Raw genomic sequence first — 22,443 nt, forward strand, 5'->3', positions numbered from 1 at the left:
AATTTGCCTGGCGGCTGTAGCGCGGTGGTCCCACCTGACCCCATGCCGAACTCAGAAGTGAAACGCCGTAGCGCCGATGGTAGTGTGGGGTCTCCCCATGCGAGAGTAGGGAACTGCCAGGCATCAATTAAAGAAACCCCGTACCGCAAGGTGCGGGGTTTTTTGCCGTCTGCGCCTTACCCGGCCTACAACGTTTGCTTCCATTGCAGGATGAAATCAACCACACCCTCCGCATCATTGATAGCTAATACCGGTACCTGAAGCGACAGTGGAATATCACTGGCCACAGCGATGACATGCTCATCAAATGTTAACTCATTGATATCATGCCCGGTATCGCTTCTGAACAGCAGGATCTTTGCCACCGGTTCATGCTTAAAACCTTCTACCAGCACCAGATCCAGCGTCGAATGATCCATCCGGCTGATGAGATAAGCCAGATCGATCTCCTCTTCGTCAGGCGTTTCGGTCATTAAAGCCCACCGCTGACTGCTGGCGACGATCGTTTGGGCCGCACCGGCCTTGCGCAGCTCGTAGCTGTCCTTCCCCGGAGTATCGATATCCATATTGTGGTGGGTATGTTTGATCAGCCCCGGGCGCACACCTCTGGCACAGAGTGCCGGGATAATCGCTTTTAACAGCGTCGTTTTCCCCGTACCGCTCCAGGCGGCGATCGCTAAAACCGGTATCATTTGTGCCTCTGAACAGCTTGCATCTCTTCGAGGGTATTCATATTAATAAATGCCTGTTTCATATCGCTAAAATCAACGGAATGCCCACCCGCCTGGCGCATAAAGACCATCACACGGCGCTCGCCAGTTGCTAAATAGTTCTCTAATACCGGCATCAGCTGGCGATGCATTAACGCAATAGTGGGATGATCGCGATCGCCGTCATGTGCCCAGACTACAGGTGCCGATCCCCTGTTTTTTATCAGCCGCTCGGCCAGGCAATCCGGGATAAAGGGTGTATCGCAAGGACAGTACAGAAACCATTCCGCATCGCACTGCTGCATAACCGAAAGCATGCCCGCCAGCGGCCCGGGGTAATTAGCCAGCAGATCCGCATAAACGGGATACCCGCTTTCCTGATAAGTAGCAATATTACGATTGGCACTCACTACGAGTGTGCTGACCTGCTTATGCAGGGTTCGCGCAACGTGCTGCCATAAAGGCAGGCCGTTCAGCTCCTGCAAGCCCTTATCTTTTCCACCCATACGGGACGCCTTGCCTCCGGCGAGTATCACACCGGTGATCCTGCTTATCTGGCTCAACAATATCGCCTCTTTTCTTGTGGGTTTGACCCTGCTAACGTGTCACTCTAAATGAAAGGAGTATTACCATGAAATGTAAACGTCTGAACGAAGTTATTGAACTCCTCCAGCCAGCATGGCAGAAAGAGCCAGAACTTAACCTGATGCAATTCTTACAGAAACTGGCGCAGGAGTCAGGTTATGACGGTGAGCTGGCCGACCTTTCTGACGACATTCTGATCTATCACCTGAAAATGCGTGATTCCGGTAAAGATGCGGTGATCCCGGGTATCCAGAAAGATTATGAAGAAGATTTCAAAACCGCCCTGCTGCGCGCGCGTGGCGTAATTAAAGAGTAAAAGCTTGTAAGAGGCGCCACCGTAAACGCCGTTAAATGATATCCTCAATCATTCGTATAATTTCCGGATGATCGGATGACCGACCAGGCTTTTACTTTCCAGACCTTACACCCGGATACCATTATGGATGCGCTGTTTGAACAGGGCATCCGGGTGGACTCAGGCCTGACTCCATTAAACAGCTATGAGAACCGCGTCTACCAGTTTCAGGACGAGGATCGCCGGCGCTTTGTGGTGAAATTTTATCGCCCGCAGCGCTGGTCAGCTGAACAAATTCAGGAAGAGCATCAGTTCGCACTCGACCTGGTGGCCGATGATGTCCCCGTCGCCGCTCCCCTTAAATTCAACGATCGGACGCTGCTGTCGCATCAGGGGTTCTATTTTGCTGTCTTCCCCAGTCTCGGTGGCCGGCAATTTGAAGCTGATAATATCGATCAGATGGAGTGGGTTGCCCGCTATTTAGGGCGTATTCATCAGACGGGACAGAAAAGTACGTTTAACGTGCGCCCTGCGATCGGTATTCAGGAATACCTGCTTGAACCGCGCCAGGTGTTTGAAACATGCACGCTTATCCCTTCCGGGCTGAAGGCGAAATTTCTCGCCGCAACAGATGGCTTAATTAGCGCCATCATACCGCGCTGGGATAACAACGTAACCACGCTGCGCCTGCACGGTGATTGCCATGCCGGAAATATTCTCTGGCGTGATGGGCCGTTATTTGTCGATCTCGATGATGCACGAATGGGACCTGCCATTCAGGATCTCTGGATGCTGCTGAATGGCGATAAAGCCGAGCAGCGGATGCAGCTGGAGACCATTATCGAAGCCTATGAAGAGTTCAGTTCCTTTGATTCAGACGAAATTGCGTTAATCGAACCTTTACGCGCCATGCGTTTTGTTTATTATCTTGCATGGTTAATCAGGCGTTGGGACGACCCCGCTTTCCCCAGAAACTTCCCGTGGCTTACCGGGGAAGATTACTGGCGTAACCAGATATCCACATTTATTGAACAGGTAAAGGTTCTGCAGGAACCCCCTTTGCAATTAACGCCAATGTATTAATCGAACACACCCAGGAGAGAGTTGATCATGAAAAAAATATGGCTGGCGCTGGCAGGTATGATTCTGGCTTTTAGCGCATCGGCTGCACAGTTCACCGATGGCAAGCAGTATATTACCCTCGACAAACCGGTTGCCGGAGAACCTCAGGTTCTTGAGTTCTTCTCATTCTATTGCCCGCACTGCTATGAGTTCGAGCAGGTTCTGCATGTTGCCGATAGCGTGAAGAAGAAACTGCCAGAAGGCACCAAAATGACCAAGTATCACGTTGAGTTTCTTGGCCCATTGGGCAAAGATCTGACTCAGGCATGGGCTGTTGCGATGGCGCTTGGTGTGGAAGATAAGATTACTGCACCGATGTTTGAAGCGGTTCAGAAAACACAGGCCGTACAAACCACGGCTGATATCCGTAAGGTCTTTGTTGATGCCGGTATTAAAGGTGAAGAATACGACGCAGCCTGGAATAGCTTCGTCGTGAAATCCCTGGTGGCCCAGCAGGAAAAAGCCGCTGCCGATCTGCAGCTGCGCGGCGTGCCTGCGATGTTTGTTAACGGCAAATATCAGCTGAATATGCAGGGTATGGATACCAGCAGCATGGACATCTTCGTCCAGCAATATGCTGATACCGTGAAATATCTGGTTGAGAAGAAGTAATAAAGAAAACGCCGGTCAATGACCGGCGTTTTTGTATTCCGCTTTAATATCGCTTATCTGCGCGTCTTTCTCACTCCACAGCGTATTCAGCCAGAGCTGGAAACGTCGCTTGAAGTTCTTATCACTCACATAGTCCCCGTGTAGTTCCTCCGCCACAGGCACCAGATTAATACGCACCACGATCCGGGTTAACCTGCCGCTCAGCATATCGTAAAACGGTCTCTTATCGTTTTCGGGATAGCAGAGCGTGACGTCCAGTAATTTGTCGAACTGTTGTCCCAGTACGCTAAACGCCATGGCGATGCCGGCTGCTTTTGGCGGCAGCAGGTTGGCATACGGCGAGCGGGTTTGCTGCTGCTTCTCTTCGGTAAAACGAGAACCTTCGACGAAATTAACGATGGTGGTGGGGTGCACGCGAAATTTCTCACACGAGCGGCGGGTCGTTTCGACATCCTTGCCGCGGCGCTCAGGATGGCGGATCAGATAGCTACGCGAATAGCGTTTCATGAAGGGCATATCCAGCGCCCAGCAGGCCAGGCCAATAAAGGGCACCCACGCAAGCTGCTGCTTAAGAAAGTATTTGTTCATCGGGATATGTTTGCGGAACAGCACGCATAACACCACGATATCGGCCCAGCTACGGTGGTTACAGATGAGCAAATACCAGCTTTTCTTGTTGAGCCCTTCCAGCCCCTGAACATCCCATTTCAGAGGCGGGTTAAGGCGCATAAGTACCGCCAGTCCTTCACACCAGCAGTACATCATGAAGTTACAAAATGCAGAGACTGCACGCCAGACGGCCGGGATCGGTAAGAGCAGTTTAATTATTCCGGCGACGATGATCGGCACAGAACAGGCGATGGTGACCAGAATGGTCAATGCGATACTCAACAGGAGGGTTATCGCAGCCAGGAATCTCGACATGATGAATGTTTTCAGGTGGTTAGCTATAATTAGCGCCTGATAAACAGACACCGGGCGTTGATTTTACCAGAAAACCGTCAAAGGAAAGCGCTTTAACGTAGCAGGTACGTAGATTTGCCAGTACCGTGGAGAAAAATCCTGTGACGCGGATCCGGCGTGGCTTATATCCACATGGAGTAAATTGTCATCAACCAGAAATATGAGATCGCGATCAAATAATAATGTATTGATAATTAAAGATAATTATTATTGTTAAGATCGTCAGATAGCACATTTAGTCCAGGCCGCAGAAACTACTCACAAACTTATCCACAGATTTAATTTGCGAGCGATCCTCAGGATCGCAAAATCTTTGGCTGTAATGGCCGCGAAAAACTGATGTTTTCATCCTTCTGTGGCATCCTTTATCCATAAATTACTTAAAGGCACGGACATTATGGTTCAAATCCCCGAAAATCCGCTTATTCTCGTCGACGGTTCGTCTTACCTCTATCGGGCGTATCATGCGTTTCCTCCGCTGACTAACAGCGCGGGAGAGCCTACTGGCGCCATGTACGGCGTGCTGAACATGCTGCGTAGCTTGATCCTGCAGTATCAGCCGAGCCATGCCGCTGTAGTCTTCGATGCGAAAGGCAAAACTTTCCGGGATGAGCTGTTTGAACACTACAAATCCCATCGCCCGCCGATGCCGGACGATCTGCGTGCGCAGATTGAGCCTCTGCATAAAATGGTAAAAGCGATGGGGCTGCCCTTAATGGCCGTCTCTGGCGTGGAAGCGGACGATGTGATCGGTACCCTGGCGCGGGAAGCTGAGAAAATGGGCCGCCCGGTATTGATCAGTACCGGTGATAAAGACATGGCGCAGCTGGTTACGCCGGGGATCACCCTGATTAACACCATGACCAATACCATCCTCGGCCCGGAAGAGGTGGTGACCAAGTATGGCGTGCCGCCGGAACTGATCATCGACTTCCTCGCCCTGATGGGCGACTCCTCCGATAACATCCCGGGCGTGCCGGGCGTGGGTGAGAAGACGGCCCAGGCGCTGCTGCAGGGTCTGGGTGGGCTGGATACGCTGTATAGCGAGCAGGATAAAATTGCCGGGTTAACCTTCCGCGGTGCCAAAACCATGGCCGCTAAGCTTGAGCAAAACAAAGAGGTGGCCTACCTCTCCTATCAGCTGGCGACCATTAAAACCGACGTGGAGCTGGAGCTGACCTGCGAACAGCTTGAAGTGCAGCAACCTGCTGCCGAAGAGCTGTTGAGCCTGTTTAAACAGTATGAATTCAAACGCTGGATAACCGATCTTGAAGCGGGGAAATGGCTGCAGGCGAAAGGGGCAAGATCGGCGACTAAGCCAAATGAGACGCTGGTAGTTAATGCAGAAGAAGAGCCGGAAGAAGAAGCCAGCATCCTCTCTTCTGAACACTACGAAACCATCCTCGACGAAGCACAGCTGCAGGTCTGGATTGAAAAATTAAAGCAGGCCCCGGTATTCGCTTTTGATACCGAAACCGACAGTCTCGATAATGTCTCCGCCAATATGGTGGGCCTCTCCTTTGCTACGGAACCTGGCATGGCCGCCTATGTGCCGGTCGCCCACGACTATCTGGATGCCCCTGAACAGATCACCCGCGAGCGCGTGCTTGAGCTCCTCAAGCCGATCCTGGAAGACGAAAAAGCCCTCAAGGTGGGGCAAAACCTGAAGTTCGACCGTGGCATCCTGCAGAACTACGGCATTGAACTGCGGGGCATCGCGTTCGATACCATGCTGGAGTCCTATATCCTCGATAGCGTTGCCGGTCGTCACGATATGGATTCACTCTCCGATCGCTGGCTGAAGCACAAAACCGTCACCTTTGAACAGATTGCGGGTAAGGGTAAGAATCAGCTGACGTTTAACCAGATTGCCCTGGAAGAGGCGGGACACTATGCGGCTGAAGATGCCGACGTCACGCTGCAACTGCATTTAAAGATGTGGCCAAAGCTGCAAAAAGACGCCGGGCCGCTGAACGTGTTCCAGAATATCGAGATGCCGCTGGTACCGGTCCTGTCCCGGATTGAGCGCAATGGCGTGAAGATCGACCCGGCAGTGCTGCATAAGCACTCGGAAGAGATTGCGTTGCGCCTGAACGAACTCGAGCAAAAAGCGCATGAGATTGCCGGCGAGCCGTTTAATCTCTCTTCCACCAAACAGCTGCAGACGATCCTGTTCGAAAAGCAGGGCATTAAGCCGCTGAAGAAAACCCCGGGCGGTGCGCCTTCTACCTCTGAAGAGGTGCTGGAGGAGCTGGCGCTGGACTATCCGCTGCCAAAAGTGATCCTGCAATACCGTGGGCTGGCCAAGCTGAAATCGACCTACACCGATAAGCTGCCGCTGATGATCAACCCGAAAACAGGTCGCGTGCATACTTCCTATCATCAGGCGGTAGCGGCTACCGGACGACTCTCCTCAACCGATCCTAACCTGCAAAATATTCCGGTACGTAATGAAGAGGGGCGTCGTATTCGTCAGGCGTTTATTGCGCCGCAGGACTACGTCATTGTCTCCGCTGACTATTCCCAGATTGAGCTGCGCATTATGGCGCACCTGTCCCGGGATAAAGGCCTGTTGACCGCTTTTGCGGAAGGGCAGGATATCCACCGGGCGACGGCGGCCGAAGTGTTTGGTATGTCCCTCGAGAGCGTGACCGGGGAACAGCGTCGCAGCGCAAAAGCGATCAACTTTGGTCTGATCTACGGCATGAGCGCCTTCGGTCTCTCCCGTCAGCTCAATATTCCGCGTAAAGAGTCGCAGAAGTACATGGATCTCTATTTCGAACGCTATCCGGGCGTGCTGCAGTACATGGAGAGCACTCGCGCGCAGGCGAAAGAAAAAGGCTATGTCGAAACGCTGGATGGACGCCGTCTCTACCTGCCGGACATCAAATCCAGCAATGCAGCCCGCCGCGCCGGCGCTGAGCGCGCAGCCATCAACGCCCCGATGCAGGGAACGGCGGCGGATATCATTAAACGTGCAATGATCGCCGTAGATGCCTGGCTGGAGAAAGAGCAGCCACGGGTTCGCATGATCATGCAGGTACACGATGAACTGGTGTTTGAAGTGCACAAAGACGATCTGGAAGCGGTCTCGAAAAAGATCCATGAACTGATGGAAAACAGCGTGAAACTGGATGTGCCGTTGCTGGTGGAAGTGGGTAGCGGAGAAAACTGGGATCAGGCTCACTAACGCTTTCTGGGATATGAACAGTTTCTGTAAGTAAGCAACATATCCATCAACGTTTTGTGATGATCATTAGAATTCCCTATGTAAAGAATGAAAAAAAACTACAAAAAGTGCTTTGTCTATAGTCTAAAAAAGGGTAGAGTTATTCGCGTAGGGTACAGAGGTAAGATGTTCTATCTTTCAGACCTTTTACTTCACGTAATCGGATTTGGCTGAATATTTTAGCCGCCCCAGTCAGTAATGACTGGGGCGTTTTTTATTGCGGCAAAGAAAAATTCAGCGCAAAAAAAAGCGCGGACATCGCCGCGCTTATCATCACTCTTCCGCTTCTGTCGCGGGTTCCAGCTCGCTGTACCAGCGATCCAGTTTCTCACGCAATTTATCCACGCCGAGTTTCTTCAGTGAAGAGAAGGGTTCAACCTGGATGTCACCGTTGAACGCCAGCACCGCTTCACGCACCATATTCACCTGCGCTTTACGCGCGCCGCTGGCAAGCTTATCGGCTTTGGTCAGCAGCACCAGCACCTCGATCCCGCTTTCAACGGCCCAGTGGATCATCTGCTGATCAAGATCTTTAAGCGGATGACGAATATCCATCAGTACCACCAGACCTTTCAGGCACAGACGTTTTTCCAGGTATTCACCCAGGGCGCGCTGCCATTTGATTTTCATCTCTTCCGGCACTTCGGCGTAGCCATAGCCTGGCAGGTCAACCAGGCGCTTGCCCGGCGCAACTTCAAACAGGTTAATCAACTGGGTACGGCCAGGCGTTTTAGAAATACGGGCCAGGCTTTTCTGATTGGTCAGGGTATTCAGAGCGCTGGATTTCCCCGCGTTGGACCGGCCAGCAAATGCCACTTCGAGACCCGTATCAGCGGGTAAATGGCGAATATCAGGCGCACTAAGTACAAAATGCGTCTGGTGATAATTCAGGTTGGTCACGTGGTTGTCTCCAGAAATTCGTAACGTTGGGGGGATTATACCTGAACAGAGAGAAAAGGCTTTTCCCATCGGCAACCTCGCTGTAAGTAAAAACCCTGTGCTTTGTAAGAGATCTGCCCTTTATACTATGGGAGATTTAAGAAAAGTCGTAGGGCGTTAAAAAATCAAAACCATTAAAATCAGACTATTAACGCTTAGTCTTAATCTGAAAGTCGTGCATAAGTCGCGTGGGTGGGTTGTAGGTTTAGCCTGGCAGCGTAAAGTAGCGTTCAACGGCGAGGATGCCGACAGGAAGCGGACTTAAGGATAAGGGTCAGGAGCGCCAGGAGGCGAAGACAAAGGATAGTCAGGAAGACGCGCGCCTGGAGGCGTTGAAAAAGGAAAAGGACATATCACGGACGGTACCTGCTAACGGAAAAACAGGGTTAGTTGTCAGCAAACAGGGATTGTCAGACCCTTAACGGGTTGTGAGTCAGGAAAAAAGGCGACAGATTGCTCTGTCGCCTTTTTTCTTTGCTTGCTTTCTGCTAGATTTCGCCGCAATTCTATACTGAAGAAAACGAGTTAAAGACAAAACAACATGAAAAAACCGACCTCCGCTGCAGGCGCTAAACGTCCAGCAAAAGCACGCCGCAAAACGCGCGAAGAACTGAATCAGGAAGCGCGCGATCGCAAACGCGATAAAAAGCATCGTGGTCATGCCGCGGGCAGTCGCGCGAGCGGCAGCGGTGAATCGGGCGCGTCTGCGAAAAACAAGCAGCAGAAAGATCCGCGTATCGGCAGTAAAACACCTGTTCCATTAGGCGTGACCGATGCCCCGGTCACCAGGCAGCACAAACCCAAGAGCGAGAAACCTATGCTTTCACCGCAGGCTGAGCTGGATTTGCTGGAAAATGATGAGCGCCTGGACGCGCTGCTGGAACGTCTTGAAGAGGGTGAAACCCTGAATGCTGAAGAGCAGTCCTGGGTTGATGCCAAACTGGATCGCATTGATGAACTGATGCAGAAGCTCGGCCTCTCTTACGATGACGAAGAAGAGGAAGAGGAAGAAGAAGAGAAGCAGGATGACATGATGCGCCTGCTGAAAGGTGGAAACTAACATTTGCACCCGGCAGGCTTTATCGTCCTGCTTATAACCCTTCCGGTTATATGTTATCTGGTGTGGTTATTCGTTAAACTACGGCGGTTGTCGCGGCGACAGAAGTGGCTGCGCACCCGATTCATGGCCCGCACAGGGGCCAGAACGGGCCGCCGTATACGAACGCGACACCAACGGAAGGAGTGAACATGTCTGTACCAACCATCGACTGGGATCTGGCCCTGATCCAAAAATATAACTATTCCGGGCCGCGTTATACCTCTTATCCAACCGCGCTGGAGTTTTCCGACGCCTTCGGTGATAGCCAATTTCAGCAGGCGGTCGCGCGTTATCCCGACCGTCCGCTCTCTCTGTATGTTCATATCCCGTTCTGCCACAAGCTCTGCTACTTCTGCGGCTGCAATAAAATTGTCACCCGCCAGCAGCACAAAGCGGATCAGTATCTGGATGCGCTTGAGCAGGAGATCCTGCATCGCGCGCTGCAGTTTGCCGGTCGCCATGTCAGCCAGCTCCACTGGGGTGGTGGTACGCCGACCTACCTGAATAAAGCGCAAATCAGCCGCCTGATGAACCTGCTGCGGGATAACTTCCGTTTCGATGCGGATGCGGAAATCTCCATCGAAGTGGATCCGCGCGAAATCGAGCTGGATGTGCTCGATCACCTGCGTGGCGAAGGTTTTAACCGTCTGAGTATGGGCGTGCAGGACTTCAACAAAGAGGTCCAGCGTCTGGTCAACCGCGAGCAGGATGAAGAGTTTATCTTCGCCCTGTTGAATCACGCGCGGGAGATAGGTTTTACCTCCACCAATATCGACCTGATTTATGGCCTGCCGAAGCAGACGCCAGAAAGCTTTGCCTTCACGCTGAAGCGCGTGGCGGAGCTTAACCCAGATCGCCTGAGCGTCTTCAACTATGCCCACCTGCCGACGCTGTTTGCGGCCCAACGTAAAATCAAGGATGCCGACCTGCCTTCCGCCCAGCAAAAGCTGGATATCCTGCAGGAAACCATCACCTCGCTGACCGAGACCGGCTACCAGTTTATCGGCATGGATCACTTTGCCCGTCCGGATGACGAGCTGGCCATTGCCCAGCGTGAGGGTGTTCTGCATCGTAATTTCCAGGGTTACACCACCCAGGGCGATACGGATCTGCTGGGGATGGGCGTTTCGGCCATCAGCATGATTGGCGACTGTTATGCGCAGAACCAGAAAGAGCTGAAGCGCTATTATCAGCAGGTGGATGATACCGGCAACGCCCTGTGGCGCGGCATCGCCTTAACCCGCGACGACTGTATCCGCCGGGATGTGATTAAAGCGCTGATCTGTAACTTCCGCCTCGATTTCAGCGACGTTGAAGCGCAGTGGGATCTGCAGTTTAGCGATTACTTTGTGGAAGACCTGAAGCTGCTGGCACCACTGGCGAAGGATGGGCTGGTGGATGTCACTGAGAGGGCGATTGAGGTCACGCCAAAAGGGCGTCTGTTGATTCGTAATATCTGCATGTGCTTTGACGCCTACCTGCGTCAGAAAGCGCGCTTACAGCAGTTCTCACGCGTGATTTAAGGCGTACCGAATCGAGTAGGCCGGGTAAGGCGAAGCCGCCACCCGGCAAACCTTCTAGCTGAATAACCCCACGTTGTGCACTTTACACTGCGGGTAAAATCACTCCATTCCCAGTTCTTTTAACTTCCGCGTCAGGGTATTACGACCCCAGCCGAGCAGGCGTGCTGCCTCTTGCTTGTGGCCCTGAGTATGGCGCAGGGCGGTAGTGAGCAGCGTACGTTCCATTTCGGGCTGTGCTTCGGAGAGCAGATTTTGATGACCGGAACGCAAGGCGCGATCGGCCCATTGCGCCAGCAGCGTGGCCCAGCTGTCGGGCAGGCTCTGCCCGGTACTGCTTTCCGGAACATGGGTTTCGAAAAGCTCAGGGGGAAGATCCTGAATCAGCACCTCCTGGCCTGCAGCCATCACCGTTAACCAGCGGCAGGTGTTTTCCAGCTGACGCACGTTGCCCGGCCATGCCAGACGCGTCAGCGCGGCTTCGGTCTCCGGGTGCAGCAGTTTGGCTTCAACTCCCAGTTCACGGGCAGCATCCTGCAGGAAATGCCGTGCCAGGCGTGGGATATCTTCCCGGCGCTCGCGCAGCGGCGGCAGGTGAACGCGAATGACGTTCAGGCGGTGGAATAAGTCCTCACGGAATTTCCCCTCCTGGACGCGCAGCTCGAGGTTCTGGTGGGTGGCGGCAATAATGCGCACATCGACTTTGACCGGCGCATAGCCGCCCACGCGGTAGAACTGACCATCTGCCAGCACGCGCAGCAGTCGCGTCTGGACGTCGAGGGGCATATCGCCGATCTCGTCGAGGAACAGCGTCCCGCCGTCAGCCTGCTCAAAGCGGCCCTGACGAATAGTGTTGGCGCCGGTAAAGGCCCCTTTTTCGTGACCAAACAGCTCGGACTCGATCAAATCTTTGGGGATCGCCGCCATATTCAGGGCGATAAACGGGGCTTTGGCACGTGGGCTGTGGCGATGCAGGGCATGCGCGACCAGCTCTTTCCCGGTACCTGACTCGCCGTTAATCAGCACGCTGATGGACGAGCGTGACAGGCGGCCGATGATGCGAAACACATCCTGCATCGCCGGCGCTTCGCCAATGATATCGGTGGTAGGGCCGAATACCGGGGCATTACGCGGCTGCTGCTGTTCCTGATAGTGGCTGATGGCACGTTCAACCAGCGCCACCGCCTCGTCAATATCGAACGGTTTTGGCAGATAATCGAATGCCCCCTGCTGGTAGGCGCTGACGGCCGCATCCAGATCGGAGTGCGCGGTCATTATGATGACCGGCAGCATCGGGTGGCGCTGTTTGATCTGTTTTAACAGCGCCAGACCGTCCATCCCCGGCATACGGATATCGGACAGCAGCACGTCCGGGGTTTTGGTGGTGAGGGCATCAAGCACCTCGGCTCCACTTTCAAAAGCGGTGCAGCTTAATCCTGCTCCCGTAAGCGCCCGTTCAAGCACCCAGCGAATGGAGCTATCGTCATCAACTACCCAGACTATCCCTCGTTGCATAACCTAACCCTCTATTTCCTGATTGGCAGGTAAACCGAAAACTCGGTATGACCCGGCCAACTGGTAAATTCAATTTTGCCGGAGTGCTGATCTATCAAATTACGGGCAATCGATAAGCCAAGCCCGGTCCCGCCTTCACGGCCGCTGACCATCGGGTAAAACAGCGTGTCCTGTAAATGGGAAGGGATGCCCGGGCCGTTATCTTCCACGTCGATACGGGCCGCCAGACGGTAGCGCGTGCCGTGCAGGGTGAGCTGAAACGCGGTGCGGGTACGCAGCACTATTTCGCCACCATCCGCGCCTAACGCCTGCAGGGCATTACGCACGATATTCAGTAATACCTGCTCAATCTGGTCGGGATCGTGCGGTAGTTCCGGCAGGCTGGGATCGTAATCCCGAATCAGCCTGACGTTGTCCGGCAGCTCCATCGACACCAGTTTGACGACACGCTCGGCCACCTTGTGAATGCTCTCTGTGACGTGCATCCCGGGCTGCTGCGGGCCTAACAGGCGATCCACCAGATTACGCAGGCGATCGGCCTGTTCGATAATAACGTTGGTGTACTCCGCCAGCGCCGGATCGGGCAGGGCTTTGGTTAATAGCTGTGCCGCACCGCGCAGGCCCCCGAGCGGGTTTTTAATCTCATGGGCGAGGCCGCGCACCAGATCGCGGGCTGCAATCTGCTGGGCATGCTGGAGCTGCTCCTGGCTCAGGCGACGCTGGTTATCCATCGGTGCCATCTCCAGCAGGATCAGGCCTTCCGGCAGCCGCTGCGCAGTCAGGGAGAGAATATGCGAGCGCCCGTCGATCACCAGCGTGACTTCGTTATCGGTAAAGCCTTGTCCCGCCTGCAGGCTCTCCTGCATCAGGCCAATGTTCAGGGAAAAATAACTCAACAGCTCGGGCAGCGGCGCGCCAAACAGTTTGCGTGAACTCTGGGCAAGCAGCTGTTGGGCCGCGGGATTGGCGTAATGCACTGCCAGATCGTCGTCGACCAGTAAGATGCTGTTGATAAGAGAATTGAGGATCTGCCCAGCATCGGGCAGCGTGCCAGTTGCCATTCAGCAGTCTCCTGGAGTTGGTTGCACTATTTTAGTGCAGTATAGTGTTTTTGCGGTAAAAAGCGCGTGAGATCAGCTTGTTGGTGGAGAAAAAAGCCCATCCGAAGATGGGCTGAAAGTTTCCACGGCAACAAAAAAACGGCTATCAATCTCGCGCGGAAAAGGCCGCGCGACAGGGATTGAAGATTAAACGCTGTAGTACAGTTCGAATTCAACCGGGTGCGGCGTCATGCGAACGCGGTCGTTCTCTTCCATACGCAGCGCGATGTAAGCATCGATCGCTTCGTCGGTGAACACGCCGCCAGCCGTCAGGAACTCGCGGTCTGCGTTCAGTTCCTGCAGGGCTTCTTCCAGAGAGCCTGCAACCTGTGGGATCTCTTTCGCTTCTTCTGGCGGCAGATCGTACAGGTTTTTGTCCATCGCTTCGCCCGGGTGGATCTTGTTCTTGATACCGTCCAGGCCCGCCATCAGCAGTGCTGCGAAGCACAGGTATGGGTTAGCCGCTGGATCCGGGAAGCGCACTTCGATACGACGCGCTTTTGGCGATGACACCACCGGAATACGGATAGAAGCAGAACGGTTACGGGCAGAGTAGGCCAGCATTACCGGCGCTTCGTAGCCTGGGACCAGACGCTTGTAGGAGTTAGTGGTTGGGTTCGCCAGGGCGTTGATCGCTTTAGCGTGTTTGATAACACCACCGATGTAGTGCAGCGCCTGCTCGGACAGACCGGCATATTTGTCGCCAGCGAACAGGTTAGTACCGTTCTTGGACAGGGACATGTGGCAGTGCATACCGGAACCGTTGTCACCAAACATTGGTTTTGGCATGAAGGTCGCGGTTTTACCGAAACGGTGCGCAACGTTATGCACAACGTATTTGTAGATCTGAATTTCGTCCGCTTTCTTAGTCATGGTATTGAAACGGGTGGCGATTTCGTTCTGGCCAGCAGTTGCAACTTCATGGTGGTGCGCTTCAACAACCAGGCCCATCTCTTCCATGATCAGACACATGGTAGAACGGATGTCCTGTGAAGAGTCGACCGGTGGAACCGGGAAGTAACCACCTTTAACCGCAGGACGGTGACCTTTGTTGCCGCCTTCGTATTTGGTGGAGGAGTTCCATGCGCCTTCGATATCATCGATAGCAACGTGAGAACCGGACGTGGTCGCACCAAAACGGATGTCGTCGAACAGGAAGAACTCTGGCTCTGGCCCGAACAGAACGGTGTCTGCGATGCCGGTGGAGCGCAGGTACTCTTCAGCGCGTTTAGCGATAGAGCGTGGGTCGCGGTCGTAGCCCTGCAGGGTGCCTGGCTCGAGGATATCGCAACGGATGATCAGGGTAGATTCTTCGAAGAACGGGTCAATGAGCGCTGTGGATGCGTCAGGCATCAGAACCATGTCAGATTCGTTAATACCTTTCCAGCCGCCAATCGAGGAGCCGTCAAACATTTTGCCTTCTTCGAAGAATTCGGCATTTACCTGATGAGCAGGAATTGTGACGTGCTGTTCTTTACCTTTGGTATCGGTGAAGCGCAGATCAACAAACTTCACTTCATGTTCGTTCAGCATCGTCAAAACGTGTTCAGCGGACATACTTAACTCTCCAGATTGGTCATTGTCGTCGTGGTAACGAAGTCTTCAAATTCTGTGTAAGGCAGGCGATGTTGCCCTTAGTTGCCGTATTTTTTATAAAGCGAAATCTGTGCCAACTTTTAAAACACCCCAAAAAGGCGCTATCATGCGCACCATAGTGCAAAAGGGCTGCACCATGATGGTTTTGTTGCACCAGTATAGTGCTTCAATGTGAACATTGAGCACCATATTGGTGCAATTTACGTTAAAGTGCCCTTTTACCGCTCCGTGAAAGCGATCACAAAGCATCTCTGCGATACTTGTTTGCGGGGGATGTTTGTGATCCTGTTTTGTAGTGCGATTAATCCGTGTACAATAACGCGCTATTTCTAAATGCCTGAGGCAAAGTTGTGATCGAAAATCTGCGTAATATCGCCATCATCGCGCACGTTGACCATGGTAAAACTACCCTGGTTGATAAGCTGCTGCAGCAATCTGGTACCTTCAGTAATGAGCGTGCTGAAGCCACCGAACGTGTGATGGACTCCAACGATTTGGAGAAAGAGCGTGGGATTACCATCCTCGCTAAAAACACCGCTATCAAATGGAATGACTACCGTATCAACATCGTTGATACCCCTGGGCACGCCGACTTCGGTGGTGAAGTTGAACGTGTAATGTCCATGGTAGACTCCGTTCTGCTGGTCGTTGACGCAATGGATGGCCCAATGCCGCAGACGCGCTTCGTAACCAAAAAGGCGTTTGCCCATGGTTTGAAGCCAATCGTGGTTATCAACAAAGTTGACCGTCCTGGCGCGCGTCCTGACTGGGTTGTGGATCAGGTCTTCGACCTGTTCGTTAACCTGGACGCAAGCGACGAGCAGCTCGATTTCCCAATCATCTATGCATCTGCATTGATGGGTATCGCGGGTAACGATCACACTGATATGGCGGAAGACATGACCCCGCTGTATCAGGCGATTGTTGACCACGTTAAAGCACCAACCGTTGACCTTGATGGTCCGTTCCAGATGCAGATCTCCCAGCTGGATTACAACAACTACGTTGGCGTAATCGGTATTGGTCGCATCAAACGCGGTAAAGTGAAGCCTAACCAGCAGATCACTGTTATCGACAGCGAAGGTAAAACACGTAACGGTAAAGTCGGTAAAGTACTGACTCACCTCGGTCTGGAGCGTATTGAATCCACCGAAGCCGAAGCGGGCGATATCATTGCTATCACCGGTCTGGGCGAACTGAACATCTCCGACACCCTTTGCGATCCGCAAAACGTCGAAGCGCTGCCAGCGCTGTCCGTTGATGAACCAACCGTAACCATGTTCTTCAACGTCAACACCTCTCCGTTCTGTGGCAAAGAAGGTAAATACGTTACCTCTCGTCAGATCCTTGACCGCCTGAACAAAGAGCTGGTGCACAACGTGGCACTGCGTGTTGAAGAAACCGAAGATGCGGACGCGTTCCGTGTATCCGGTCGTGGTGAGCTGCACTTGTCTGTACTGATCGAAAACATGCGTCGTGAAGGCTTCGAACTGGCTGTGTCCCGTCCGAAAGTTATCAACCGTATGATCGATGGCCGTATGCAAGAGCCGTTCGAGAACGTGACGCTGGATATCGAAGAACAGCACCAGGGTTCTGTGATGCAGGCAATGGGCGAGCGTAAGGGCGATGTTAAAGACATGATCCCTGACGGCAAAGGCCGTATTCGTCTGGATTACCTGATCCCGGCACGTGGCCTGATCGGCTTCCGTACCGAGTTCATGACCATGACTTCCGGTACCGGTCTGCTGTACTCCACCTTCAGCCACTACGATGACGTTAAGCCAGGTGAAATCGGCCAGCGCCAGAACGGCGTGCTGATCTCTAACGGCCAGGGTAAAGCGGTAGCGTTCGCCCTGTTCAGCCTGCAGGATCGCGGTAAGCTGTTCCTGGGTCACGGTGCAGAAGTTTACGAAGGCCAGATCATCGGTATTCACAGTCGTTCTAACGACCTGACTGTAAACTGCCTGACCGGTAAAAAACTGACCAACATGCGTGCTTCCGGTACTGACGAAGCAACCACGCTGGTTCCGGCACAGAAAATGTCCCTCGAACAGGCTCTGGAATTTATCGATGACGACGAACTGGTAGAAGTTACTCCTACCTCCGTCCGTATCCGTAAACGTCACCTGACCGAGAACGACCGTAAACGTGCGGGCCGTGGTCCTCGCGACTAATTCGGTTGCGTATGCCGGGTGAGCGTTATCGCCATCCGGAAAGCAAAAAGCCGCTGAGCGATCAGCGGCTTTTTTATTGGCAAAATTACGGTAAGACTACGGACGATTTCGTCTCTTTATATTCTTCACGGGGCAATGATGGAATCTGATGTCAACGAAGCCAGCGTGGCGCAGGCTGTGCCTTCCTTTCTCTAAGCTGGCGCTGGCGCATAGCCAAACATCTTCTTTCCCGCTACAGTTACTTTTCACGGCGAAAAGGAGAGACATATGCTCTATATCTTTGATTTAGGAAACGTAATCGTCGATATCGACTTCAATCGTGTGTTGGGATCCTGGAGTGATTTCAGCCGCGTTCCGCTGGCGACGCTTAAGCAAAGTTTTACGATGGGCGACGCCTTCCATCAGCATGAGCGCGGTGAGATTTCGGATGAACAATTTGCCGAAAAGCTCTGCCATGAGATGGAACTTCCCCTCAGTTACGAACAATTCTCCCACGGCTGGCAGGCGATTTTTGTCGGTATTCGTCCCGAGGTGATTGCCATCATGCACAAGCTGCGCGAGCAGGGGCATCGGGTGGTGGTGCTGTCCAACACCAACCGGCTGCATACCACCTTCTGGCCGGAGGAATATCCTGACGTGAAAGCGGCGGCGGATAAAATCTACCTGTCCCAGGAGATGGGGATGCGTAAACCGGAAGCGCGGATCTACCAGGCCGTTCTGCAGGCAGAAGGATTCTCTGCCGCCGACGCCATCTTTTTTGACGATAACGTCGATAATATAGAGGGAGCTAACCAGTTGGGTATCACGTCAATTCTGGTGACCGGAAAACAGACGATCCCCGACTACTTTGCGAAGCAGTTATGCTAAAAAACGTTCATCAAAAAGCCAGCCACCACACCCGACCGCTGCGTGCGTGGCTAAAACTGCTCTGGCACCGCATCGATGAGGACAACATGACCACGCTGGCAGGCAATCTCGCCTACGTGTCGTTGTTATCTCTGGTGCCGCTGGTGGCCGTTATTTTTGCCCTTTTTGCCGCCTTTCCGATGTTTTCGGATGTCAGCCTGCAGCTCCGCCATTTTGTTTTTGCCAACTTCATGCCCGCCACCGGGGATGTGATTCAGAATTACATCGAGCAGTTTGTTGCCAACTCCAGCAAGATGACGGCGGTCGGGGCGTGCGGGCTTATTGTCACCGCGCTGCTGCTGATGTATGCCATTGATAGCGCGCTGAACACCATCTGGCACAGCTCCCGGGCGCGTCCTAAAGTTTACTCGTTTGCGGTCTACTGGATGATCCTGACTCTGGGGCCGCTACTGGCTGGGGCCAGCCTGGCGATCAGCTCTTATCTGCTCTCGTTACGCTGGGCCAGCGAACTCGACAGCGTGATTGACGACGTGCTGCGCATCTTCCCGCTGATCTTGTCTTGGCTCGCGTTCTGGTTGCTGTACAGCATTGTTCCAACCACGCGCGTGCCTAACCGGGATGCGATGGTGGGGGCGCTGGTGGCCGCGCTGCTGTTCGAACTGGGCAAGAAAGGCTTCGCGCTTTACATCACCATGTTCCCCTCCTATCAGCTGATTTATGGCGTGCTGGCAGTGATCCCCATTTTGTTCCTCTGGGTTTACTGGACCTGGTGTATCGTCTTGCTTGGCGCCGAGATTACTGTCACTCTCGGGGTATATCGCGAACTAAAAAAAGCGGCCGAAGCCGAAAAACGACGAGAAGCAGACCAACCATGATTGCATTAATCCAGCGCGTAACCCGTGCCAGCGTCACCGTGGAGGGAGAGGTGACGGGTGAAATTGGCCCGGGACTTTTAGTCTTGTTAGGTGTCGAAAGGGATGACGACGAGCAAAAGGCCAACCGCTTGTGCGAGCGCGTGTTGGGTTACCGTGTCTTCAGCGATGCGGAAGGCAAAATGAACCTCAACGTGCAGCAGGCGGGGGGCAGCGTGCTGGTGGTGTCGCAGTTTACGCTGGCAGCCGATACCGAGCGCGGCATGCGCCCGGGCTTCTCTAAAGGGGCGGCGCCGGATCGGGCAGAAGCGTTATACGAATACTTTGTTGACCGTTGCCGTCAGCAAGAGATGCATACACAGACCGGACGATTCGCTGCAGATATGCAGGTCTCGCTGGTAAATGATGGCCCCGTCACGTTCTGGCTCCAGGTATGAGTGAGCTGATGGTACGGCCGCGGGTAACAAGAGAGAGTACAGCTATGTATCACCTTCGAGTACCGCAAACGGAAGAAGAGTTAGCGCTTTACTACCAGTTCCGCTGGGAGATGCTGCGTAAGCCCTTACATCAGCCGAAAGGGTCGGAGCGCGACGCCTGGGACGCCATGGCGCATCACCAGATGGTGATGGATGAAGAGGGCAACCTGGTCGCCGTCGGGCGGCTGTATATCAATGCCGATAACGAAGCCTCCATCCGCTTTATGGCGGTGCACCCTTCTGTGCAGGACAAAGGTCTCGGCACGCTGATGGCGATGACGCTGGAGTCCGTTGCCCGTCAGGAGGGCGTGAAGCGCGTCACCTGTAGCGCGCGCGAAGATGCGGTTGAGTTCTTTGCCAAGCTGGGTTTTATCAACCAGGGCGAAATCACCACCCCGCAAACTACCCCGATCCGTCATTACCTGATGATCAAACCTATCGCCTCGCTGGATGATATTCTGCATCGCGCCGACTGGTGTGGTCAGCTGCAGCAGGCCTGGTACCAGCACATCCCCCTGAGCGAAAAGATGGGGGTGCGCATTCAGCAGTACACCGGGCAAAAATTCATCACCACCATGCCGGAGAGCGGTAATCAGAATCCGCACCACACCCTGTTTGCCGGCAGCCTGTTCTCGCTGGCGACGCTCACCGGCTGGGGACTCATCTGGCTGATGCTGCGCGAGCGCCATCTTGGCGGCACTATCATCCTCGCCGATGCCCATATTCGTTACAGTCGTCCTATCAGCGGCAAGCCGAGCGCAGTGGCGGATTTAGGCTCGCTGAGCGGCGATCTCGACCGTCTGGCCCGCGGCCGCAAAGCCCGCGTGCAGATGCTGGTGGAACTGTTCGGGGATGAGACGTCTGGCGCAGTATTTGAAGGAACCTATATCGTGCTGCCCGCGAAGCCGTTTGGTGCGTATGAAGAGGGCGGGAACGAGGAAGAGTAAAAATGAAGGAGCGTTACCTGAGGTAACGCTACCGTTTCACTCTTTTGAACCGGGCCCTGCTACATTACCTGCCCTCCATGCGATATCCCGAATAACATCCCGCGCAGCCTGGCTTATACCCCCAAGCTGAAAGAAACCGTGAATGACGCCAGACCAGCGTTGGCAAGTGCAGTTCACACCTTGTTCGGTCATGTGATGATGTAAAGCTTCGCCTTCGTCGCACAATGGGTCAAACTCGGCGGTAATGATATGGGTCCCCGGCAAGCCATAAAAATCATCCCGCCACAGCGGACTGGCTTCAGGATGCTGGCGTTCGGTATGGGGAAGGTACATGTCGTATCCGCTGAGTAGCGTATCGCGGGTAATAACATAATCCAGTCCATTGCGGGTGTAGCTTTCACAATACGCTGTTGCGTCGAGCATCGGATAGATAAGGATCAGCTGCGCGGGCTGCCACTGACCTGCTGCCCTGAGCCGTAGCGCCGTCACCAGCGCCAGATGGCCTCCCGCACTGTCTCCACAAAGGGTAATACGGTCTTTATCCACTCCAAACGTATCCGCATACTTCCAGACCAGATTCGCGCCTCTTTCCGCATCGTCATGCGCGGCAGGGAAGGTGTGTTCGGGTGCCAGTCTGTACTGCACCGCGATCACCCGGCAGTTGCCGTAATACGCCAGCTGACGCAGTTGGGGATCGTGGGTATCAAAGCCGCCACTGACAAAACACCCGCCATGATAGTAGATCACGGCTGGCAGTGTTTCAGGCGCGTTGAGGGGTGAGACGATCCTAAAGGTTATTCCGTCGAGTTCCTGCGTTGCTACATGGACGCGTGTTTCCCTCTCCCCGGCAAGCACCGTACTGGCGGCATAACCCGCTCTCCGTTCATCAATATTCTGGCTGAGCGAAGAGGGTCGCCCTGCAGCAATAAATTCCTGAACCAGCTTACTAATACCCTTTTCCAGTGCCATCGTTTAATCCTTTAGTCTGTATGGATATACAGCGTTATAGCCTGGTTTTCTGCGAATGAAAACAGCGGATTTTGGTGAGGAGACGAATCTGGAAAGCGGCTCGCAAATGCATTCGCTACTATGCCAATTCTCTTTAACCTTAAATTAATAAGGTGTATTTTGCCTGAAAATTAACCATAGATGATATACTGAGGTGATATATGAGTTTATCGGTGGATATTGATATGGGCAGGATACTGATCGATTTATCAGACGATGTTATTCAGCGGCTCGATAATCTGAAGCAGCTGCGGAACCAGCCTCGCGCCGAATTACTCCGGGAAGCGATAGAACTCTATCTGGACCAGCAAAGTTCCTCGGTTATCCGTGATGCTCTTGGTCTGTGGGGCAATCAGCAAGAAGATGGTCTTGAGTACGAACGTAAGCTGCGTGAAGAGTGGTGATTATGGAGCATATGGCGGTATTTGATACCAATATTCTCATCGATCTCTTTAATAATCGCGTTGAAGCTGCTGAGGCGATTGAAAGCACTGCATCGCACCGGGCAGTCAGTCTGATCACGTGGATGGAAGTCATGGTGGGGGCCCGCAGGCATGGTCATGAAGCCAAAACAGCGGCAGTAATGGGTGCTTTTGAGATTATCGATGTATCGAGAGACATTGCAGAAAGAAGTGTTTTACTTCGCGTGAAGCATGGGATGAAACTTCCTGATGCCATTATTCTGGCCACTGCGCAGAGTCGTAATTGCCCATTAATATCCAGAAATACCAAAGATTTTGCTGGAGTACCTGGGGTAGTTTCACCCTATCAACTGTAGGCCGGGCAAGCGTGCGCCGCCCGGCACTATCACAGG

At 53.5% G+C, this 22,443-nt stretch carries 22 protein-coding genes and 1 rRNA gene; 15 read left to right on the plus strand and 8 right to left on the minus strand.

Going from position 1 to position 22,443, the window contains the following annotated elements; translation table 11 throughout:
- Positions 1 to 6 precede the first annotated feature (6 nt).
- A 5S ribosomal RNA gene (gene rrf, locus M8318_RS01985) occupies positions 7 to 122 on the plus strand.
- Between the two features lie 63 nt (positions 123 to 185).
- Here the strand turns inward: rrf and mobB are convergent.
- A complete protein-coding gene (mobB, locus tag M8318_RS01990) occupies positions 186 to 692 on the minus strand; it encodes a molybdopterin-guanine dinucleotide biosynthesis protein MobB (RefSeq protein WP_262660818.1) in 507 nt (168 codons plus the stop codon).
- Positions 689 to 1,273, minus strand: a complete 585-nt coding sequence (mobA, locus tag M8318_RS01995) for a molybdenum cofactor guanylyltransferase MobA (RefSeq protein ID WP_262660819.1) — start codon at positions 1,271 to 1,273, stop codon at positions 689 to 691. Before mobA ends, mobB begins: the two co-directional genes overlap by 4 nt.
- 68 nt (positions 1,274 to 1,341) lie before the next feature.
- On the opposite strand from mobA, the gene M8318_RS02000 reads away from it, so the two are divergent.
- The 3 genes from M8318_RS02000 (at position 1,342) to dsbA (ending at position 3,324) form a co-directional block, all read left to right on the plus strand.
- Positions 1,342 to 1,611: a YihD family protein gene (locus M8318_RS02000; protein ID WP_032615442.1), complete on the plus strand. Its 270-nt coding sequence runs from the start codon at positions 1,342 to 1,344 to the stop codon at positions 1,609 to 1,611.
- Positions 1,612 to 1,686: 75 nt separating this feature from the next.
- Entirely contained in the window at positions 1,687 to 2,673 is a 987-nt protein-coding gene (locus tag M8318_RS02005) for a serine/threonine protein kinase (protein ID WP_262660820.1), read from the plus strand.
- A 27-nt stretch (positions 2,674 to 2,700) separates the two neighbouring features.
- Positions 2,701 to 3,324 (plus strand): thiol:disulfide interchange protein DsbA, encoded by a 624-nt coding sequence (gene dsbA, locus M8318_RS02010; RefSeq protein ID WP_106995728.1) that lies wholly within the window; start codon positions 2,701 to 2,703, stop codon positions 3,322 to 3,324.
- 15 nt (positions 3,325 to 3,339) lie between these two features.
- Here dsbA and M8318_RS02015 read toward each other — a convergent pair whose 3' ends face one another.
- A complete protein-coding gene (locus tag M8318_RS02015) occupies positions 3,340 to 4,248 on the minus strand; it encodes an acyltransferase (protein WP_262660821.1) in 909 nt (302 codons plus the stop codon).
- Between the two features lie 436 nt (positions 4,249 to 4,684).
- Here M8318_RS02015 and polA point away from each other — a divergent pair, with 436 nt between their 5' ends.
- Complete coding sequence (gene polA / locus M8318_RS02020; protein ID WP_262660822.1) at positions 4,685 to 7,477, plus strand: DNA polymerase I; 2,793 nt, start codon at positions 4,685 to 4,687, stop codon at positions 7,475 to 7,477.
- Between the two features lie 165 nt (positions 7,478 to 7,642).
- Positions 7,643 to 7,690 carry a spot 42 RNA, inhibition of DNA synthesis gene (locus tag M8318_RS22785; protein WP_071892919.1) on the plus strand — a complete coding sequence of 16 codons (48 nt, stop codon included), beginning with the start codon at positions 7,643 to 7,645 and terminating at the stop codon, positions 7,688 to 7,690.
- Positions 7,691 to 7,789: 99 nt separating this feature from the next.
- Here M8318_RS22785 and yihA read toward each other — a convergent pair whose 3' ends face one another.
- Positions 7,790 to 8,416 carry a ribosome biogenesis GTP-binding protein YihA/YsxC gene (yihA, locus tag M8318_RS02025; protein ID WP_262660823.1) on the minus strand — a complete coding sequence of 209 codons (627 nt, stop codon included), beginning with the start codon at positions 8,414 to 8,416 and terminating at the stop codon, positions 7,790 to 7,792.
- A gap of 580 nt (positions 8,417 to 8,996) precedes the next feature.
- Between yihA and yihI the strand changes: the two genes are divergently transcribed.
- Both yihI and hemN read left to right on the plus strand, forming a co-directional pair.
- Positions 8,997 to 9,515 (plus strand): Der GTPase-activating protein YihI, encoded by a 519-nt coding sequence (yihI, locus tag M8318_RS02030; RefSeq protein WP_166184966.1) that lies wholly within the window; start codon positions 8,997 to 8,999, stop codon positions 9,513 to 9,515.
- A 188-nt stretch (positions 9,516 to 9,703) separates the two neighbouring features.
- Positions 9,704 to 11,077: an oxygen-independent coproporphyrinogen III oxidase gene (hemN, locus tag M8318_RS02035; RefSeq protein WP_262660824.1), complete on the plus strand. Its 1,374-nt coding sequence runs from the start codon at positions 9,704 to 9,706 to the stop codon at positions 11,075 to 11,077.
- 99 nt (positions 11,078 to 11,176) lie between these two features.
- Here the strand turns inward: hemN and glnG are convergent, their stop codons facing one another.
- From glnG to glnA, 3 genes are all read right to left on the minus strand, one after another.
- The gene (glnG, locus tag M8318_RS02040; RefSeq protein ID WP_039032185.1) at positions 11,177 to 12,589 is read right to left on the minus strand and encodes a nitrogen regulation protein NR(I); all 1,413 of its coding nucleotides are present in this window, start codon (positions 12,587 to 12,589) and stop codon (positions 11,177 to 11,179) included.
- Between the two features lie 11 nt (positions 12,590 to 12,600).
- Positions 12,601 to 13,650 (minus strand): nitrogen regulation protein NR(II), encoded by a 1,050-nt coding sequence (gene glnL, locus M8318_RS02045; RefSeq protein WP_262660825.1) that lies wholly within the window; start codon positions 13,648 to 13,650, stop codon positions 12,601 to 12,603.
- A 186-nt stretch (positions 13,651 to 13,836) separates the two neighbouring features.
- A complete protein-coding gene (gene glnA / locus M8318_RS02050; RefSeq protein WP_262660826.1) occupies positions 13,837 to 15,246 on the minus strand; it encodes a glutamate--ammonia ligase in 1,410 nt (469 codons plus the stop codon).
- 389 nt (positions 15,247 to 15,635) lie between these two features.
- On the opposite strand from glnA, the gene typA reads away from it, so the two are divergent.
- The 5 genes from typA (at position 15,636) to fabY (ending at position 20,621) form a co-directional block, all read left to right on the plus strand.
- Positions 15,636 to 17,459 carry a ribosome-dependent GTPase TypA gene (typA, locus tag M8318_RS02055; RefSeq protein ID WP_106995737.1) on the plus strand — a complete coding sequence of 608 codons (1,824 nt, stop codon included), beginning with the start codon at positions 15,636 to 15,638 and terminating at the stop codon, positions 17,457 to 17,459.
- 267 nt (positions 17,460 to 17,726) lie between these two features.
- Positions 17,727 to 18,326, plus strand: a complete 600-nt coding sequence (gene yihX / locus M8318_RS02060) for a glucose-1-phosphatase (protein ID WP_262660827.1) — start codon at positions 17,727 to 17,729, stop codon at positions 18,324 to 18,326.
- On the plus strand, positions 18,320 to 19,201 hold the full coding sequence (locus M8318_RS02065; RefSeq protein ID WP_262660828.1) for a virulence factor BrkB family protein: 882 nt from the start codon (positions 18,320 to 18,322) through the stop codon (positions 19,199 to 19,201). The genes yihX and M8318_RS02065 overlap by 7 nt, the downstream gene beginning before the upstream one ends.
- Positions 19,198 to 19,635: a D-aminoacyl-tRNA deacylase gene (gene dtd / locus M8318_RS02070; protein ID WP_106995740.1), complete on the plus strand. Its 438-nt coding sequence runs from the start codon at positions 19,198 to 19,200 to the stop codon at positions 19,633 to 19,635. Before M8318_RS02065 ends, dtd begins: the two co-directional genes overlap by 4 nt.
- Positions 19,636 to 19,679: 44 nt before the next feature.
- Positions 19,680 to 20,621 carry a fatty acid biosynthesis protein FabY gene (fabY, locus tag M8318_RS02075; protein ID WP_262660829.1) on the plus strand — a complete coding sequence of 314 codons (942 nt, stop codon included), beginning with the start codon at positions 19,680 to 19,682 and terminating at the stop codon, positions 20,619 to 20,621.
- A gap of 36 nt (positions 20,622 to 20,657) precedes the next feature.
- Here the strand turns inward: fabY and M8318_RS02080 are convergent, their stop codons facing one another.
- The gene (locus M8318_RS02080) at positions 20,658 to 21,590 is read right to left on the minus strand and encodes an alpha/beta hydrolase (RefSeq protein WP_262660830.1); all 933 of its coding nucleotides are present in this window, start codon (positions 21,588 to 21,590) and stop codon (positions 20,658 to 20,660) included.
- Between the two features lie 200 nt (positions 21,591 to 21,790).
- Between M8318_RS02080 and M8318_RS02085 the strand changes: the two genes are divergently transcribed.
- Both M8318_RS02085 and M8318_RS02090 read left to right on the plus strand, forming a co-directional pair.
- On the plus strand, positions 21,791 to 22,033 hold the full coding sequence (locus tag M8318_RS02085) for a ribbon-helix-helix domain-containing protein (RefSeq protein WP_262660831.1): 243 nt from the start codon (positions 21,791 to 21,793) through the stop codon (positions 22,031 to 22,033).
- A gap of 2 nt (positions 22,034 to 22,035) precedes the next feature.
- The gene (locus M8318_RS02090; RefSeq protein ID WP_262660832.1) at positions 22,036 to 22,407 is read left to right on the plus strand and encodes a type II toxin-antitoxin system VapC family toxin; all 372 of its coding nucleotides are present in this window, start codon (positions 22,036 to 22,038) and stop codon (positions 22,405 to 22,407) included.
- The last annotated feature ends 36 nt before the right edge of the window (positions 22,408 to 22,443 follow it).

Origin of the sequence: Leclercia tamurae (genome assembly GCF_025566055.1) — a bacterium.
GTDB lineage: Bacteria > Pseudomonadota > Gammaproteobacteria > Enterobacterales > Enterobacteriaceae > Enterobacter > Enterobacter tamurae.